The organism is Streptomyces echinoruber, assembly GCF_014651135.1.
Classification (GTDB): domain Bacteria; phylum Actinomycetota; class Actinomycetes; order Streptomycetales; family Streptomycetaceae; genus Streptomyces; species Streptomyces echinoruber.
This window is the reverse complement of record NZ_BMWH01000002.1, coordinates 107877-125663: the sequence shown is the minus strand read 5'-3', so window position 1 is coordinate 125663 and position 17787 is coordinate 107877. Positions and strand designations below refer to the sequence as shown.

The window sequence follows — 17787 nt, the reverse complement described above, 5'->3', positions numbered from 1 at the left end:
TCGTCTACTTCCCCTTGTGCCCGGCCCTGTCCCGGCCGCTCCTGGGCGCGCCGTTGTGGGTGCCGTGCTTGCTGTCGTACTTCTCGTACGCGTCGACGATACGGCCCACCAGCTTGTGCCGTACGACGTCGTGGGACGACAGCCGGGCGAAGTGGACGTCCTCGACCCCCTCCAGGATCTCCTGCACCTGCCGCAGCCCGGACTTCTGCCCGTCGGGCAGGTCGACCTGCGTCACGTCACCCGTGATCACGATCTTGGAGTCGAACCCGAGCCGGGTGAGGAACATCTTCATCTGCTCCGGGCTCGTGTTCTGCGCCTCGTCGAGGATGATGAAGGCGTCGTTGAGGGTGTTGTGCGTCAGCAGGTAGTCCTGCGTGACGTACAGCGAGTCCTCGGCCGCCACCTGGATGCAGACGCACTCCTCCCGGCCCGCGGGCTCGATGCTGTCGATGAATCGCATCGGGCGCCCGCCGCCTCCGGCCGCGTGGTACTTGTCGCGCTTGCGGGGGAGGCGGAAGGGCTCGACGCCCTCGGGCAGGCGGATGTCGACGATGTGGGCGTCGCGCCGGTGGGCGACCTCCCGCCCGTTGGCCCATCCCGGCCTGCGCCCCTCGGTGGCACGGCGCCGGGTGTAGGCGACCCCGCCCAGCGACCGGACCAGCGCGATCACGTCGTCGCGCAGCAGGATCGACGTCGTCGTGTACTGGATGCGGCAGGTGCGGTCCTTCTGCGTGACCGGGCCGCCGTCGGAGTCCAGGAGGCCCTGCAGGACCGCCAGCCGCACCTCCGCCGAGTTGTTCAGGTACGCGTCGGGGATGAACTTGCTGCACGACCGGGTGCCCAGCAGATCCAGCTCACGCAGGCTCCGTGTCACCGGGTTCTCCAGGGTGACCACATCCCCGGGAGACTTGACCCGGTTCAGGATGTAGTCCGGCCCGCCGCGGTGCCGCAGGGTGATCCCGGGAAGGGCCGACTCCAGCGCCACCGCCAGCTCGGGGTCCTCCGTCGCGAACGACGGGGTGGTGGACCCGGTCAGGCAGCCGTCACCGAGCAGCAGCCCCAGGGCGTAGGGGTCCATGGGGACCGGACGCTCCGGCATCTGCACCGGCGCCGTCAGCAACGGCAGCTCGTACCGGCGGTAGTGCGCCGCCCGCAGGTTGCCGATCATCTCCTGGGTTTCCAGGACCCGCCACGGCTTGTCGCGGCGCTTGTCGTCGCGCGTCCGGACCGTCCACAGGTGCTCGCCGCAGCACAGCGTCCAGGAGCCGTCCTGGGCGGTGACGCGGTAGACGTCCTTCTCACCCTGCGGGTACACGCCGAGGACCGGGGTCGGCTCACCGTTGGAGCCGATGACCAGGTCGCCGACCCGCAGGTGGCCGATGGGGCGCCAGCCATCCGGTGTCAGGACGTTGGTGAAGACCGGCTGGGCCCTTCCGCGCATGTACGCCAGCGGTGCCACCTCGATCGTGCCCGCTGCCATCAGGCGCGGGATCGAGTCGGGGTCGAGCATGTCGTGCAGCGCGTCGTACAGGGGGCGCAGGTAGGGGTCGATCTTCTCGTAGAGGGTGCCGGGGAGGAAGCCGAGGCGTTCGCCGGCCTCGACCGCGGGGCGGGTGAGGATGATGCGGTTGACCTGCTTGGACTGGAGGGCCTGGACGGCCTTGGCCATGGCCAGGTAGGTCTTGCCGGTGCCCGCGGGGCCGATGCCGAAGACGATCGTGTGCTGGTCGATGGCGTCGACGTAGCGCTTCTGGTTCAGCGTCTTGGGGCGGATGGTGCGGCCGCGCGAGGACAGGATGTTCTGGGTCAGCACCTGGGCCGGGGTCTCGTGCCCGTCGCCGCTGCCGCCGGCGCGGAGCATGGCGATGGAGCGCTCCACCGCGTCCTCGGTCATGGGCTGCCCGGTGCGGAGCACGAGCATCATCTCGGCGAAGAGGCGCTCGACGAGAGCGACCTCGATCTCGTCGCCGACGACGCTGATCTCGTTGCCCCGGACGTGGATGTCGACCTTCGGGAAGGCCTTCTCGATCACACGCAGAAGGGAGTCGCCGGATCCCAGCACGGTCACCATGGGGTGCTGGGCGGGGACGGTGACCTGTGCGCGCGCCTGCCCCTGCGCGGGCGTCTGGGCTGTGGGTGTCTGAGTCATGGGCCGGCTCTGTGGCCTGCACGTCCTCCTCGATACGACTCGCCTGCCCGGTGGGCGGCCTGGCGGTTTCCAGGGTACGCCGGTGCGCTGACAAGCCCGTAGGACTTTTCGTACGACCGGCTGATCTCCCTGGACCGCTCAGGCGGATCTGCGGAACCCGATCGTCGGCACCGCCCGGCGCCGGGGCCACGGGCCGGCCTGCTCCTCGGCGGGCAGCAGCCGCTCCAGGAAGGCGTACCGCCGCAGGGCCGCCGGGTCCTGCCCGGCCACCGACTGCACCCGGCGCCACCAGGCGGCGATCTCCGACCAGCCGGGTGCGGAGAGGGAGCCGCCGAACTCCTGCACGGACAGGGCGGCGGTCAGGCCGGCGAAGGCGAGGCGGTCGGCGAGCGGCCAGCCGGCGAGCGTGCCGGTGACGAACCCGGCGACGAACACGTCCCCGGCGCCGGTCGGGTCGAGCGCCTCGACGGCGATGGCGGGGACCTCGGCGGTCTCGCCGGTGCGCCGGTCGACGGCGTAGGCGCCCTGTGCGCCCAGGGTGACGACGGCGAGCGGGACGTGCTCGGTGAGGGCGTGGGCGGCGGCGCGCGGGCAGTCGGTGCCGGTGTAGCGCATGGCCTCCTCGGCGTTGGGCAGGAACGCCTCGCAGTGCCTCAGGTCGGTCAGGCCGGCCAGGTCCCAGGCGCCGGTGTCGTCCCAGCCGACGTCGCCGAAGATGCGGGTGCCCCGGGCGGCGGCCTGGGCGATCCAGGGGGCGGGGCGGCCGGGGGTGAGGGAGGCGATGGCGGCCCGGGCGCGGGGCGGGCAGTCGGGCGCGGGTTCCTCGGGGGGCGGCTCGTGGCCGTGGGAGACCATGGTGCGTTCGCCCTCGTAGGCCATGGAGACGGTGACCGGGGAGTGCCAGCCGGGCACGGTGCGGGAGGGGGTGAGGTCGATGCCCTCGCCGTGTTCGAGGGCGTCCCAGCAGTATTCGCCGTAGTGGTCGTCGCCGAACGCGGCGGCGAGGCAGGTGCGCAGGCCGAGGCGGGCGAGCGCGGTGGCCATGTTGGCGACGCCGCCGGGGCTGGAGCCCATGCCGCGGGCCCAGGACTCGGTGCCGCGCACGGGGGCGCAGTCCAGGCCGGTGAAGATGATGTCGAGGAAGACGGTGCCCGTGAGGTAGACGTCCCAGGGCGGGTCGCCGGGGGTGCGCAGGCCGGCGAGGGGGTCGACCTGGGAGTGGGTGTGGTGTCCCACTGCGGAGGGCGGCGCGTCCGCCGCGGCCTGCGGGGCGGCTGCGGCGGCGCGGGCGGTGGGGTTCGGTCCGGTGTCCCTTCCGTTGGACGCTGTCACGGTTGTGCTCCCTGACGTGGTGCCGATCAGGCCAGTGTGCACCACGCCGGGGCGGCCGGAGGCGGCCGTGCGCCCGCGGCGGCGGCTACCAGCGGGGCATCGCCGGTGTCGTCCAGCCGGGTACGGCGGCCCGCAGGGCGGCGGCGTCGTCGCGGTCCCGGTGGCGGCCGTCGTCGTCGGCCCAGCGGCGGTGCAGGAAGGCCAGCCGGTCGCGGTCGAGTCGTACGCCGAGGCCGGGGGCGTCGGAGACGGCGACCTTCCCGTCGGTGAGGGCGACGCGTTCGGTGAGGACGTCCTCGGACTGCCAGGGGTAGTGCGTGTCGCAGGCGTGGTGGAGGTGGGGCACGGTGGCGGCGACGTGGGTCATGGCGGCGAGGCTGATGCCGAGGTGGGTGTTGGAGTGCATGGACAGCCCGACGCCGAAGGCGGCGCAGACCGCGGCGAGGTGCTGGGTGCGGCGCAGCCCGCCCCAGTAGTGGTGGTCGGAGAGCACCACCTGCACGGCGCCGCGGGTGAAGGCTTCCTCGATCTCGCCGAAGGTCGTCACGCACATGTTGGTGGCCAGCGGCACTCCGGTGCGGGCGGCGACCTCGGCCATGGCCGGGGTGCCGAGCGCGGGGTCCTCGAGGTACTCCAGCACCTCGCGCAGTTCCTCGGCGACCTTGACGGACGTCTCCACCGACCAGGCGCCGTTGGGGTCGAGGCGCAGCGGGCGGCCGGGGAACGCCTCGGCGAGGGCGCGTACGGCGGCGATCTCCTCGTCGGGCGGGAAGACGCCGCCCTTGAGCTTGTAGGAGGTGAACCCGTACCGCTCGGTCAGGCGCCGGGCCTGGGCCACGACGCCGGCCGGGTCGAGGGCGGCGCCCCAGTCGTCGGGTTCGGCGGGCACGCCCTCGGGGTGGGCGGCCCACTTGTAGAACAGGTAGGCGCTGTAGTCGACGGTGTCGCGGACCTTGCCGCCGAGCAGCGCGTGCACGGGCAGGCCGAGCGCCTGGCCGAGGGCGTCGAGGCAGGCCACCTCGAACGCCGAGACGACCGACAGCCGCAGCTTGTCCGCGGTCTGCACGCCGCGCAGTCCGCCCACGTCGACCCGCTCGGCGACGTGGGAGCGGTCGACGGCGATCCGTTCGGCGGCGGTGAACAGCCCGTTCAGGTCGCCGATCTGATGGCCTGTCAGGTTTTCGGCGAGGGGGCGGGCGAGCTCCAGGTACTTGGTGTCGCCGTACGTCTCGCCCAGGCCCGTGACCCCGCCCCGCGTGACCACTTCCACGATCAGCCGGGGGGTGTACGGCTGGTGGACGCCCTGGGTGTTCAGCAGCGGCGGGTCGGCGACGAGGACCGGGGTGAGCCGCACCTCGGCGATGGACAGGTCACGGGAGGGGGTGACGGTCACGGGCGTCCTCATCTCCGTACACGGACATCATTCAGGTATGTAAATGCAGGCTAGATACGCGAACAGATGTCCGTCAACGGTGCGTCCGGCCCGCCCGGCCCGCCCGGCCCGCCGGTCCGTTTCCCGTGGCGCCGCCGGGTGCCGGGCGCGCGGCGCCACGGGGAACGGCCCCCTGGGGAACAGCCTCCGAAGGAACGGCCCTGCGGAAAACGGCCCTACGGGAACACGTACGCCTCCACCTCGGCGAGGTAGCGCGCCCGGCGCTCCTCGTCGTGGTCGAGGAAGGCGGCGAGGAAGGAGTTGCGGGCCAGCTCGCGCAGCCGGTCCTCGGTGAGGCCGAGGGTGTCGCGCACCGCGTCGAAGGTGTCGCCGACGTAACCGCCGAAGTAGGCCGGGTCGTCGGAGTTGACGGTGCACAGCAGGCCGGCGTCGAGCAGGGCGGGCAGGGGGTGGTCGGCGAGGGTGTCGACGGCGCGCAGGCGGACGTTGGACAGCGGGCACAGGGTCAGCGGGATCCGCTCGCGCGCCAGCCGCGCCACCAGCTCCGGGTCCTCCAGACAGCGCAGACCGTGGTCGACGCGCTCCACGCCGAGCACGTCCAGGGCCTGGCGGATGTACTCCGGCGGCCCCTCCTCCCCGGCGTGCGCCACGCGGCGCAGACCCAGGGCGGCCGCGGCCTCGTACACCTCGCGGAACTTCGCCGGCGGGTGGCCGGCCTCGGCCGAGTCCAGGCCGACGCCGGCGATCCGGTCCAGGTAGGGTTCGGCGGCGCGCAGTGTCTCCAGCGCGGACTCGGCGGACTCGTCGCGCAGGAAGCACATGATCAGCCGGGTGGAGACGCCGTGGCTGTCCTCGCCGCGGCCCAGCGCCCGCCACAGCCCCTCCACGACCGTGCCGAGCGCCACGCCCCGCCGGGTGTGGGCCTGCGGGTCGAAGAAGATCTCCGCGTGGCGCACGCCCTGGGCGGCGGCGCGCGCCAGGTAGGCGTCGGCGAGGTCCTCGAAGTCCCGCTCGGTGCGCAGCACGGCCGTCAGCTCGTAGTACAGGTCCAGGAAGGACTGCAGGTCCTTGAAGTCATAGGCCGCGCGCAGGTCGCCGACGGTCGCGTACGGCAGCGGCACGCCGTTGCGCGCGGCCAGTTCGAACGCCAGCTCCGGCTCGAGAGTGCCTTCGATGTGCAGGTGCAGTTCGGCTTTCGGAAGGGGCATCGCAGCATCGTACGGCCGTGGCGGCGAGGAATCTGAACCCGCGGTTCAGCGGCGCTTGGGCACCGGCACCCGCTGCAGGTCCCGCGCCACGGTCAGCTCGCCCTCGAACCCGGCGGCGCGCGCCTGCCGCTCGAACTCCTCGGGCTGCGCGTAGCGCTGGCTGAAGTGGGTGAGCACCAGGTGCCGCACCCCCGCGTCCCGCGCCGCGCGCGCCGCCTGCCCGGCCGTCAGGTGGCCGAACTCCACGGCGAGCTCCTCGTCCTGGTCGAGGAAGGTCGACTCGATGACGAGCAGGTCGCAGCCCTCGGCGAGCGCGTGCACGCCCTCGCACAGCCGGGTGTCCATGACGAACGCGAACCGCTGGCCGCGCCGCACCTCGCTGACCGCCTCCAGCGGCACGCCGTTCAGGCTGCCCTCGCGCTGCAGCCGGCCCACGTCCGGGCCGGTGATGCCGTGCGCGGCCAGCCGCTCGGGCAGCATGCGGCGGCCGTCGGGCTCGGTGAGGCGGTAGCCGTACGACTCCACGGGGTGCGAGAGGCGGCGCGCCTCCAGCGTGTAGGCGGGCGTGGCCACGAGGACGCCGTCGGCGGCGACCGGGGCCTCGGTGAGCGTGACCGTCTCGCGGTAGGCGGTGGCGTGGCGCAGCCGGTCGAAGAAGCGCTGCCCGGAGCGCGGGTAGTGGGCGGTGACCTCGTGCGGCACCCGGTCCAGGTTGATGCGCTGGATCACCCCGGCCAGGCCGAGGGAGTGGTCGCCGTGGAAGTGGGTGACGCAGATGCGGTGGATGTCGTGGGCGGCGACCCCGGCGCGCAGCATCTGCCGCTGCGTGCCCTCGCCGGGGTCGAACAGGATGCCCTCGCCGTCCCAGCGCAGCAGGTAGCCGTTGTGGTTGCGGTGCCGGGTCGGGACCTGGCTGGCGGTGCCCAGGACCACCAGTTCACGCACGGACACGGCGGCTCACCCGGGCGGCCACTGCAGGCCGCGGCCGCCCAGCACGTGGGCGTGCGCGTGCCAGACGGTCTGGCCGGCGCCGCTGCCGGTGTTGAAGACGATGCGGTAGCTGTCCAGCTTCTCCTCGTCGGCGACGGCCTGGGTCTCGCGCAGGACGTCCGCGGCGAGCGCGGGGTCGGCCGCGGCGAGCGCCGCCGCGTCCCGGTGGTGCGCCCTGGGGATCACCAGGATGTGGGTGGGCGCCTGGGGATTGATGTCCCGGAAGGCGACAGTGGTCTTTGTCTCGCGGACGATGGTGGCGGGGACCTGTCCCGCGACGATCTTGCAGAACAGGCAGTCGTCCTGCGGCTCCCCTGCCATGCGGGCCTCCTTGGGAGTTGATCGAGTACGGGGGCATCGTAGCGAGGGGCGCGTCACCGCGACGCGGGCGGCCTCGGCGGCGTCCTGGCCGGCCGTTCCCGCAGCGCCTCCAGCGCGACCCTGACCGCCTCGTCGAGCTGCACGTCGCGGCCCGCCGCGTGGTCCTGGGGGCGCTGCACGGCCTCCACGTCGGGATCGACGCCGTGGTTCTCCACGCCCCACTCGTAACCCTCCAGCCAGAACGCGTACTTGGGCTGGGTGACGAGGGTGCCGTCGACGAGGCGGTAGCGGCTGTCGATGCCGATGACGCCGCCCCAGGTGCGGGTGCCCACCACCGGTCCGAGCCCCAGCGCCCTGATGGCCGCGTTGACGATGTCGCCGTCGGAGCCGGAGAACTCGTCGGCGACGGCGACGACGGGGCCGCGCGGGGCGTCCAGCGGGTAGCTCTCCGGCCGCATGCCCCGCGGCACGTCCCAGCCCACGATCCGGCGGGCGAGCTTCTCCACCACGAGCTGGGAGGTGTGGCCGCCGCGGTTCTCCCGGACGTCGACGACGAGGCCCTCGCGGGCGACCTCGACGCGCAGGTCACGGTGGATCTGGGCCCAGCCGGGCGCCTGCATGTCGGGCACGTGGAGGTAGCCGAGCCGACCGCCGGACAGCGCGTGGACGTGGGCGCGCCGGCCGGCGACCCAGGCGTGGTAGCGCAGCGGCTCCTCGTCGTCGAGGGGGACGACGACGGCGTGCCGGGTCTCGCCGCCGCCGGCCGGGGAGACGGTCAGCTCGACCGGCCGGCCGGCGGTGCCGACGAGCAGCGGGCCGGGCCCGGCCACCGGGTCGACGGGCCGGCCGTTGACGGCGACGATCCCGTCGCCGGGGCGGATCGCGACGCCGGGCGCGGCGAGCGGGGAGCGGGCGCGCGGGTCGGAGGTCTCGGCGGGCAGGACGCGGTCGACGCGCCAGACGCCGTCCTCGTGGCGGGAGAGGTCGGCGCCGAGCAGGCCCTGGCGCGGGCCGTCGCCGGGGCCGCCGCGCGGGGTGACGTAGGCGTGCGAGGTGCCGAGTTCGCCGTGCACCTCCCACAGCAGGTCGACCAGGTCGTCGTGGGTGGCGACGCGGTCCAGGACGGGCCGGTAGCGCTCCAGGACGCCGTCCCAGTCGACGCCGCCCATGTCGGGGCGCCAGAAGTTGTCCCGCATGACGCGGCCGGTCTCGGCGTACATCTGCCGCCACTCGGCGGCCGGGTCGACCGTCTGGCGGATGCGGCCGAGGTCGACGGTGAGGTGCGTGTCGCCGTCCTCGTCGCCGGCCGCGCGCCGGTCGGCGGGGACGACCTTCAGCCGGTCGTCGGTCCACAGCAGGACGCGTTTGCCGTCGCCGCCGACCTCGAAGTGGTCGACGTCGTCGGCGAGGTGCTCCACGCGCCGCTGGGCGAGGTCGTAGCGCTGCAGCTCGCTGCCCGGGTCCGGGTCGTCGGGCGTGGCGCGGGAGGCGCCCAGGACGCCCCGCACGGGGTGGCGCAGCCACAGCACGCCGTCCTTGGCGGCCCGCAGCCCGGAGTAGCGGGCGGCCTCGACGGGGAACGGCACGATGCGGTCGGCCAGGCCCTCCAGGTCGATGCGGGTGGTGGGGGTGCCCTCGCTGTCGGGGGTCTCGTCCTTGCCGGGCGCCTCGAAGGGGCGGCCGTGCCGCTGCGGGCCGAACGGCGACGGGGTGGTCGCGGCCAGCGGCAGCAGGTAGGGGCGGGAGCCGCCGACGAAGGCGAGGTCGAAGACGTGCTCGTCGTAGACGGGGTCGAAGGACCGCGCCGAGAGGAACGCCAGGTGCTTGCCGTCGAGGGTGAAGGCGGGCGCGTAGTCGCAAAAGCGCAGCGGGGTGGCCTCGGTGACGGTCAGGTCGGCGGTGTTGGCGAGCTTGAGCCGGCGCAGCGGGCGCGGCCCCGGATGGGACCAGGCGAGCCAGCCGGAGTCGGGGGAGAACACCAGGCCGGAGGCGTCGCCGTACTCGCTGCGGTCCAGTTCGCGCACCTCGCCGGTCTCCCGCTCCACGAGCAGCACACGCCCGTCGTGGGAGGCGACGGCGGCCCGGCTGCCGTCGGGCGCCACGGCGAGGCCGAGGACCCGGCCGAGCCGCCCGGCGGCCAGCCGGCGCGGGGCGGTGCCCGGCGCGAGGCCGGTGGCGGGGGCGAACTCCAGGGCGTCGTCGCCCTCGGCGTCGGTCACCCACACCGCCCACTCCTCGCCGTCGGCGCGGAAGGTGCGCGGCAGCCGGGCGCGCACGCCGGGTTCGGCGGCCAGCGCGCGGGCCGGGCCGGCGCGGTGGGTGACCCAGTGGACGGCGCCGCGCACGCACACGGCGCTGCCGCGCGCGGTGTGGTCGGGCGCGGCCGAGCCGAACCAGCGCGCCGCGTCCAGCGGATACGGCCGCAGGTCCACGCGCGGTCCGCCGAGCCGCACCGCCAGCCGGCGCGGCTCGGCGCCGTCCAGGTCGTCCAGGATCCACAGCTCCCCGGCGCTCGCGTACACGACGCGGCGGCCGTCACCGGCCGCGTGCCGGGCGTAGAAACCGTCGAGGGGGGTGTGCCGGCGCAGGTCGGAGCCGTCGGCGAGGGAGGAGTACAGGGCGCCGGTGCCCTCGTGGTCGGAGAGGAACGCGAGCCTCCCCCACTCTCGGCTTCGCTCGAGCGGGGGGACCCCCATCCCCACCCACACCGGGCACTCGAGGTTGCCGTCCAGCTCCTGGTGCAGCCGCTCGAACCCGCCGTCGCCGCCGCGGTCGATCCACAGCTTGCCCGCGGTGCCGCCCCGGTACCGCTTCCAGTGGGCGGCCTCGCGGCCCATCGACGCGGACAGCAGCACGGTGTGCGGGCCGTACGCGACCGCGCCGACCGGGCCGAAGGGCAGCGTCGTGGCCGGTCCGCCGTCGAGCGGGACGGCCCGCGCCCAGCTACGGCGCAGACTGGCCTGCCCGTGCGTGGTCAGGGCCAGGACCCGCCCGTCCGGGGTCCAGCCGCACACCTGGGTCCGGGCGCTGCCCCAGTACGTCAGCCGGGTCGCGGGGCCGCCGTCCACCGGGGCGGCGTACACCTCGGGGGCGCCGTCGCGGGTGGAGGTCCAGGCGATCGTCGTCCCGTCGGGCGAGATGCGCGGGTGGTTCACGGGCACGTGGTCGGCGCTGACCCGCCAGGCCCGGCCGCCGTCCAGCGGCGCGAGCCACACGTCGTCCTCGGCGGTGAAGGCGACCAACTCGCCGTGCAGGTGCGGGAAACGGAGGTATGCGGGCGACGGGGCCGGCGCGGAGGGCTGGGTCACGCGCTCACCCTACGCAGCAACGACCGCCCCGGACAGGGCGCCGGGATCACTTGCCCTCGACCGGCCAGCAGGTCGGGTCGCCCTTGCACCACAGGGTGCGCGTGACGGTGACCGTGACGGTGGGGCCCGGGCCGGTCGGCCGGTAGGTGACGGGCGGGGTGTAGGCGGGGCCGGTGGTCGCGCCGCAGTCGCCGAGGCCGCTGACGTGGAACACCCGCCGGCCGCCCACCTCGGCCGTGAGGTCGCCGCGCACGCACGCCCCCTCCACGGCCCGGGTGACCTTCCCGGTGACGGTGATGTCCCGCCCGTCGTCCGTCTGCCCCCGGCAGTCGACGGAGGCGACGGTGCGCTCGCTCGCCGACGGCGTGGCCGTGCCGCCGCGGTCGCCGTAGGAGGCCGTGCAGTTCAGCCACCGCACGGTGACGTGCTGCCGCTGCAGCTCCTTCGTCGCCGTCTGGTCGGTCGTGTAGGCCACCGACGCCGAGCCGAGCCCGCCCGGGTCGCACGCGGCGACCCCGCCGACGGCGGCCGCGGCGAGCCCCGCCACGGCCAACGCCCGCGGGCCGCGCCCGAGTCGGCGCCGCCGGTCGTGCGCCAGGTGCCGGATCCGCCTCAACGCCCCCATGCGGGGAAGCCTGCCACCGACTCCCCGCGGGCGGTAGAGCGCATACGGTCATGTGCGCGCCGGTGCCCGCGCGCCGCGCCCGCCGGCCGGGCCGCGCGACGGCGGGCGCTTCCGGAGGCGCACGGTGTCTCTTCCGGGTGCTGTTTCCTCCGGGTTCTGTTTCCTCCGGGTCCCGTTTTCTCAGGGGGTGCGGGTTCCCGCCGGGTTCCGTTTCCTCAGGGGTGCGGATTCCCGCCGGGTTCCGTTTCCTCAGGGGTGCGGGTTCCTGCCGGGTTCCGGGTTTCTGCCGGGGTGCGGGCCCCACCGGGTCGAGGTTTCTGCCGGGGTGTCAGGACCAGCGGCCGGTGCGTCCCATCAGCAGCGCCGCCGCCGCGGTGCCGGCCGTCGACGTGCGCAGCACGGTGCGTCCCAGGACGTACGCCCCCGCGCCCGCCTCCTCGAACAGCGCCAGCTCCTCGCGGGCGACGCCGCCCTCCGGGCCGACGACCAGCACGATGTCGCCCTCGGCGGGGAGTGGGGCGGTGGCGAGCGGCCGGCTCTCGTGCGCGAAGTCGGAGTGGAGCACGGCGGCGAAGTCGGCCCGCGCGAGCAGCGCGGCGACCTGACGGGTGCTCGCCAGGTCCGCGACCTCGGGGAAGCGGACGCGGCGGGACTGCTTGCCGGCCTCCCGGGCGGTGGCCCGCCACTTGCCGAGCGCCTTCTGCCCGCGCTCGCCCTTCCACTGGGTGATGCAGCGGGCGGCCTGCCAGGGCACGATGGCGTCGACGCCGACCTCGGTCATGGTCTCCACCGCCAGCTCGCCCCGGTCGCCCTTGGGCAGGGCCTGCACCACGGTGATGCGCGGCGCCGGCGCGGGCTCCTCGGACACCGGGGACATGCGGACGATCAGCCGGTCCCTGCCCTCGGTGCCGACGACCTCGCACGCGGCGTAACGGCCCGCGCCGTCGGTGAGGACGACCGGCTCGCCGGGCTGCAGTCGTTTCACCGCCACCGCGTGCCGGCCCTCGGGGCCGTCGAGGACGTAGTGCCCGCCGTCCCCGGCGCGGAAGTGCTCGACCACGAAGACCGGAGCCGTCACCGCGGGCCCCCCTTTCCGGACGCCCCGGACGCCCCGAACGACCCGGACGTCCTGAACGACCCGGGCGTCCCGGACAACGCGGCCGCGGCGGCGTCGAGTTCGTCCCTCAGCACCTCCACCAGCCGCCCGGCGGGCAGCGCGCGCGCCTGCCGGTGGCCCTGCCCGGCCCACAGGGCCATGCCCTGCGCGTCGCCGGCCTTGGCGGCGGCCTTGCGCAGCGGGGCGGTCAGGTGGTGGACCTCCGGGTAGGCGGCGGGCGCGTACCGGCCGTGCTCGCGCAGGAAGCGGTTGACCAGGGCGCGGGCGGGTCTGCCGGAGAACGCCCGGGTGAGTTCCGTGCGGGCGAACAGGGGGTTGGTCAGGGCCTGTTTGTGCAGCGCGTGCGCCCCGGACTCGGGGGTGGCGAGGAACGCGGTGCCCAGTTGGACGGCGCTCGCGCCGGCGGCGAGCACGGCGGCGATCTGGCTGCCGCGCATGATGCCGCCGGCCGCGACGATCGGGATGCGCACGGTCTCGCGGACCTGGGCGACCAGGCTGAGCAGCCCGAGGCCGGTGCCGTCGTTCTCCGGCAGGTCGCGGTGGGTGCCCTGGTGGCCGCCGGCCTCGACGCCCTGCGCGATCACCGCGTCGGCGCCCGCCCGTTCCACCGCGCGGGCCTCCTCCGGGGTGGTGGCGGTGACCAGGGTGAAGGTGCCGACGCGGTGCAGGGCGTCGACGGCCTCCCGGCTCGGGCAGCCGAAGTGGAAGGAGACCACCGGCACCGGATCGTCCAGCAGGACGGCGAGTTTGGCGTCGAAGCCGTCGTCGCGGCCGCTGTCCGGGTCGCCCAGCTCGGTCTCGTACCAGGTGGCCTCACCGGCGAGCTGGTGGGCGTAGACCTCGACGGCGGCCCGGTCCGCGCACTCCGGCTGCGGCAGGAACACGTTGACGCCGAACGGCCGGTTCGTCAGTCCCCGCAGCTGCTTGATCTCCTGGTACATGCCGTCGGCCGTCTTGTACCCGGCGGCCAGGAACCCCAGCCCGCCCGCCTCGGACACGGCGGCGGCCAGCTCCGGCCCGGAGACGCCGCCCGCCATGGGGGCCTGCACGATCGGGTGCGGGAAGAGATCGGTCAGCGCGGAGGACATGACCGCATGGTGTCACGTCCCCCGCACAAGACCGAATCCGGCCGTCCCTCGCCCTGTGCCGACGGTAGGACGGGAGGGAGACGGGAGTGAAATCCGGGCTCAGCGGCCGTTGAACGCGTCCTTCAACCGTGAGAACAGCCCCTGCTGCCCTGGCTGACCGTGCCTGTCCGGGGCACAACCCCCGGGCCCCCGGCCGCCCGCGTCAACGGCCGTTGAACGCATCCTTCAACCGCGAGAACAGCCCCTGCTGCCCTGGCTGGAACTGGCCCTGTGGGCGTTCCTCGCCGCGCAGCTTGGCCAGTTCGCGCAGCAGGCGCTCCTGCTCGGGGTCGAGCTTGGTGGGGGTCTGCACCTCGACGTGGACGACGAGGTCGCCGCGGCCGCCGCCGCGCAGGTGGGTGACGCCGCGGCCGCGCAGCGGGACCGACTGGCCGGACTGGGTGCCCGGGCGGATGTCGACCTCCTCCATGCCGTCGAGGGTCTCCAGCGGCACCTTGGTGCCCAGGGCCGCCGCGGTCATCGGGATGGTGACCGTGCAGTGCAGGTCGTCGCCGCGCCGCTGGAAGACCGGGTGCGGCAGCTCGCGGATCTCGACGTACAGGTCGCCGGCCGGGCCGCCGCCGGGGCCGACCTCGCCCTCGCCGGCGAGCTGGATGCGGGTGCCGTTGTCGACACCGGCCGGGATCTTCACCGTCAGGGTGCGGCGGGCGCGCACCCGGCCGTCGCCGGCGCACTCCGGGCACGGGGTGGGGACGACGGTGCCGAAGCCCTGGCACTGCGGGCAGGGCCGGGAGGTCATGACCTGGCCCAGGAAGGAGCGGGTGACCTGCGAGACCTCGCCGCGGCCGCGGCACATGTCGCAGGTCTGCGCGCTGGTGCCCGGCGCCGCGCCGTCGCCGTTGCAGGTGGTGCACACGACGGCGGTGTCGACCTGGATGTCCTTGGTGGTGCCGAACGCGGCCTCGTCGAGCTCGACCTCGATGCGGATCATCGCGTCCTGGCCGCGGCGGGTGCGCGAGCGCGGCCCGCGCTGCGACGCCGTGCCGAAGAACGCGTCCATGATGTCGGAGAAGTTCCCGAACGCGCCCGCGCCGAAGCCGCCCGCGCCGCCGGCGCCGCTCTGCGACAGCGGGTCGCCGCCGAGGTCGTAGACCTGCTTCTTCTGCGGGTCCGACAGCACCTCGTAGGCGGCGTTGATCTCCTTGAACCGCTCCTGCGTCTTCGGGTCGGGGTTGACGTCCGGGTGCAGCTCGCGCGCGAGCCTCCGGAAAGCCTTCTTGATCTCTTCCTGCGACGCGTCGCGGCGCACGCCGAGTACGGCGTAGTAGTCCGTGGCCACTTACGACTCCGCCAGGATCTGTCCGACGTACCGTGCCACTGCGCGTACCGCTCCCATCGTTCCCGGGTAGTCCATGCGGGTCGGTCCGACCACGCCGAGCTTGGCGACTGCCTCGCCGCCCGAACCGTAGCCGACCGACACGATGGAGGTGGAGTTGAGTCCTTCGTGGGCGTTCTCGTGACCGATGCGCACGGTCATGCCCGGATCCTTCGTCTCGCCGAGCAGCTTCAGCAGGACGACCTGTTCCTCCAGCGCCTCCAGGACCGGCCGGATGGTCAGCGGGAAGTCGTGGGCGAACCGGGTCAGGTTGGCGGTGCCGCCGATCACCAGCCGCTCCTCGTTCTTCTCGACGAGCGTCTCCAGCAGGGTGGACAGCACCGCCGACACCGTACCGCGGTCCTCGGCGTCGAAGCTCTCCGGCAGGTCCTCCACGAGCTGCGGCACGTCCGTGAAACGGCGGCCCGCGACGCGGCTGTTCAGCCGTGCCCGCAGATCCGCCAGGGACGTCTCGCCGAACGGCGCCGGGCAGTCGATCATCCGCTGCTCCACCCGGCCGGTGTCCGTGATCAGCACCAGCATCACCCGCGCGGGCGCCAGCGACAGCAGCTCCACGTGCCGCACGGTCGACCGGGTCAGCGACGGGTACTGCACCACCGCGACCTGCCGGGTGAGCTGCGCCAGCAGCCGCACCGTGCGCGCCACGACGTCGTCGAGGTCGACCGCGCCCTCCAGGAAGTTCTGGATGGCGCGCCGCTCGGGCGCGGTGAGCGGCTTGATCTCGGCCAGCCGGTCGACGAACAGGCGGTACCCCTTGTCGGTGGGGATACGGCCCGCGCTGGTGTGCGGCTGGGCGATGTACCCCTCCTCCTCCAGGGCCGCCATGTCGTTGCGCACGGTGGCCGGGGAGACGCCGAGGTTGTGCCGCTCGGTGAGCGCCTTGGAGCCGACCGGCTCCTCGGTGCCGACGTAGTCCTGGACGATGGCGCGCAGCACCTGAAGCCGTCGTTCGCTGAGCATCGCGCACACACCTCCAGAAGATCGTCCGGTTGGCGCTCGGCCGGCCCGCCGCTCCGGCGGGCCCTGGCACTCGGCGCATACGAGTGCCAGCCTTACCGGGCCAGTGTACGGCCGCCGGGTACACCCCGGGCAAGGCCGGCGGGCCCGGGGTACGGATCATGGGAAGAGCGTCCCGGTATGACCGTGACGTGGGAAGAGGCGGGATGACCGTGACATGGGAAGAGGAGGGGTGGGAGCGGCTCTCCCCCGGGGTCGGCCGGTGCCGTCTGCCGGGGTGGGACTGCACAGTGGGGCTGGTGGTCGGCGCGGACGGCGCGCTGCTGGTCGACGCCGGTGCGAGCCTGGCCCAGGGCGCCCGGCTGCGGGCCGCCGCTGAGCGGCTCGCGGGGCGCCGTGTGACCCATCTCGCGCTCACCCACGCCCACTTCGACCACGTCTTCGGCGCGGCCGTGTTCGCGGGCGCGGAGTCCTTCGGCGCGGCGGGCCTGGACGCGGTGCTGGCCGGCGGCCGGGAGGAGCTGTGCGCGGACGCCGTGCGCTGGGGGCTGGACGCCGGGGCGGCCCGGGAGGCGGCCGACGTCCTGGTGGTGCCCCGCCGGCCGGTCACCGGCACGTGCGCCCTGGACCTCGGCGGCGGCCGGCGGGCGGTGCTGGTGAACGCCGGCCCCGGCCACACCGCGCACGACCTCGCCGTCCTGGTGCCGGGCGAGCCGCCGGTGGTGTTCTGCGGCGACCTGGTGGAGGAGTCCGGAGAACCGCAGGCCGGCCCCGACGCCGTGCCGGCCGGCTGGCCCGCGGCCCTGGACCGGCTGCTCGCCCTGGGCGGCGAGGACGCGCGGTACGTGCCCGGGCACGGGGCGGTGGTGGACGCGGCGTTCGTACGGGCGCAACGCGCCCGCCTGGCCGCTCGCTTCGGCGTGTCGTGACCCGGCCGGCGCCATCCCTTCCTATCGTCATGCGAATGCGCCAGTACTCTCCGGACCTGACCCCTCCGTGGAAGAAGCCCCGGCCGGTCCCCGAGGTCCCGGCCGAACCGGGCCTGGTGGTGGAGGAGCCGACGACCGGCTTCTGCGGCGCGGTGATCCGCTGCGAGGCCGGCACGGTGACCCTGGAGGACCGCTTCGGCAAACACCGCGTCTTCCCGCTGCGGCCGCGCGGGTTCCTGCTGGAGGGACGCGAGGTGACGCTCGTGCGGCCGGCCTCCGGTCCGGCCCGGCCCGCCCGGACCGCCTCCGGCTCCGTCGCCGTGCCCGGCGCACGCGCGCGCGTGGCCCGCGCCGGCCGCATCTACGTCGAGGGCCGGCACGACGCCGAACTCGTCGAGAAGGTGTGGGGCGACGACCTGCGCGTCGAGGGCGTCGTCGTGGAGTACCTGGAGGGCGTGGACGACCTGCCGGCCGTCGTCGAGGACTTCGCCCCCGGCCCCGGCGCGCGGCTGGGCGTCCTCGTGGACCACCTGGTGCCGGGCAGCAAGGAGTGGCGCATCGCCCAGGCGGTCACGAGCGAGCACGCGCTGGTGGTCGGCCACCCCTACGTGGACGTCTGGCAGGCGGTGAAGCCGTCGGCGCTGGGCATCCCCGCGTGGCCGGCCGTACCGCGCGGCCAGGACTGGAAGACCGGGGTGTGCCGGGCGCTGGGATGGCCTCCGGACACGGGGGCGGCCTGGCGGCGGATCCTGGGGCGGGTGCGGTCGTACAAGGACCTGGAGCCGGAGCTGCTGGGGCGCGTCGAGCAGCTGATCGACTTCGTCACGGCTCCGGCGTGAACGGGCGGCGATTCGGGGCGGGCCGGGCTGGTTGACGCCGCGGCCCGCACCGATCCATGCCGCTTCGAGTCGACTTGCGTCGTTTTGGAGTGGCCCGCGTCGGTCCCGAGCAATCCACGACGGTTCGGCGCGGTC

14 protein-coding genes are annotated in these 17787 nt (G+C 74.4%); 2 read left to right on the top strand and 12 right to left on the bottom strand.

Features of this window, described 5'->3' with window-relative positions; all coding sequences use genetic code 11:
* Positions 1–4: 4 nt before the first annotated feature.
* From IE225_RS03395 to hrcA, 12 genes are all read right to left on the bottom strand, one after another.
* Positions 5–2149: a PhoH family protein gene (locus tag IE225_RS03395; RefSeq protein ID WP_190055788.1), complete on the bottom strand. Its 2145-nt coding sequence runs from the start codon at positions 2147–2149 to the stop codon at positions 5–7.
* A 138-nt stretch (positions 2150–2287) separates the two neighbouring features.
* On the bottom strand, positions 2288–3385 hold the full coding sequence (locus IE225_RS03390) for a carbohydrate kinase family protein (protein ID WP_190056085.1): 1098 nt from the start codon (positions 3383–3385) through the stop codon (positions 2288–2290).
* Between the two features lie 181 nt (positions 3386–3566).
* Positions 3567–4886 carry a glucarate dehydratase family protein gene (locus tag IE225_RS03385; RefSeq protein ID WP_190055787.1) on the bottom strand — a complete coding sequence of 440 codons (1320 nt, stop codon included), beginning with the start codon at positions 4884–4886 and terminating at the stop codon, positions 3567–3569.
* Between the two features lie 203 nt (positions 4887–5089).
* Positions 5090–6082 carry an adenosine deaminase gene (locus IE225_RS03380; RefSeq protein ID WP_190055786.1) on the bottom strand — a complete coding sequence of 331 codons (993 nt, stop codon included), beginning with the start codon at positions 6080–6082 and terminating at the stop codon, positions 5090–5092.
* A 45-nt stretch (positions 6083–6127) separates the two neighbouring features.
* Positions 6128–7033, bottom strand: coding sequence for a ribonuclease Z (locus IE225_RS03375; RefSeq protein ID WP_190055785.1), 906 nt, complete (start codon positions 7031–7033; stop codon positions 6128–6130).
* 6 nt (positions 7034–7039) lie between these two features.
* Positions 7040–7393, bottom strand: a complete 354-nt coding sequence (locus IE225_RS03370) for an HIT domain-containing protein (protein ID WP_190055784.1) — start codon at positions 7391–7393, stop codon at positions 7040–7042.
* Between the two features lie 53 nt (positions 7394–7446).
* Positions 7447–10701 (bottom strand): S41 family peptidase, encoded by a 3255-nt coding sequence (locus tag IE225_RS03365; protein ID WP_190055783.1) that lies wholly within the window; start codon positions 10699–10701, stop codon positions 7447–7449.
* Between the two features lie 46 nt (positions 10702–10747).
* Positions 10748–11326: a hypothetical protein gene (locus IE225_RS03360; RefSeq protein WP_229879197.1), complete on the bottom strand. Its 579-nt coding sequence runs from the start codon at positions 11324–11326 to the stop codon at positions 10748–10750.
* Positions 11327–11654: 328 nt separating this feature from the next.
* Positions 11655–12404: a 16S rRNA (uracil(1498)-N(3))-methyltransferase gene (locus tag IE225_RS03355; RefSeq protein ID WP_190055782.1), complete on the bottom strand. Its 750-nt coding sequence runs from the start codon at positions 12402–12404 to the stop codon at positions 11655–11657.
* Positions 12401–13531 carry a nitronate monooxygenase gene (locus IE225_RS03350; RefSeq protein WP_190055781.1) on the bottom strand — a complete coding sequence of 377 codons (1131 nt, stop codon included), beginning with the start codon at positions 13529–13531 and terminating at the stop codon, positions 12401–12403. Before IE225_RS03350 ends, IE225_RS03355 begins: the two co-directional genes overlap by 4 nt.
* Positions 13532–13733: 202 nt before the next feature.
* On the bottom strand, positions 13734–14870 hold the full coding sequence (gene dnaJ / locus IE225_RS03345) for a molecular chaperone DnaJ (RefSeq protein ID WP_190055780.1): 1137 nt from the start codon (positions 14868–14870) through the stop codon (positions 13734–13736).
* Positions 14871–15887, bottom strand: a complete 1017-nt coding sequence (gene hrcA, locus IE225_RS03340) for a heat-inducible transcriptional repressor HrcA (RefSeq protein ID WP_190055779.1) — start codon at positions 15885–15887, stop codon at positions 14871–14873.
* Positions 15888–16090: 203 nt separating this feature from the next.
* Between hrcA and IE225_RS03335 the strand changes: the two genes are divergently transcribed.
* Positions 16091–16813, top strand: coding sequence for an MBL fold metallo-hydrolase (locus IE225_RS03335; protein ID WP_190055778.1), 723 nt, complete (start codon positions 16091–16093; stop codon positions 16811–16813).
* Positions 16814–16848: 35 nt separating this feature from the next.
* Positions 16849–17652 carry a DUF3097 domain-containing protein gene (locus tag IE225_RS03330; RefSeq protein WP_190055777.1) on the top strand — a complete coding sequence of 268 codons (804 nt, stop codon included), beginning with the start codon at positions 16849–16851 and terminating at the stop codon, positions 17650–17652.
* Positions 17653–17787: the final 135 nt, after the last annotated feature.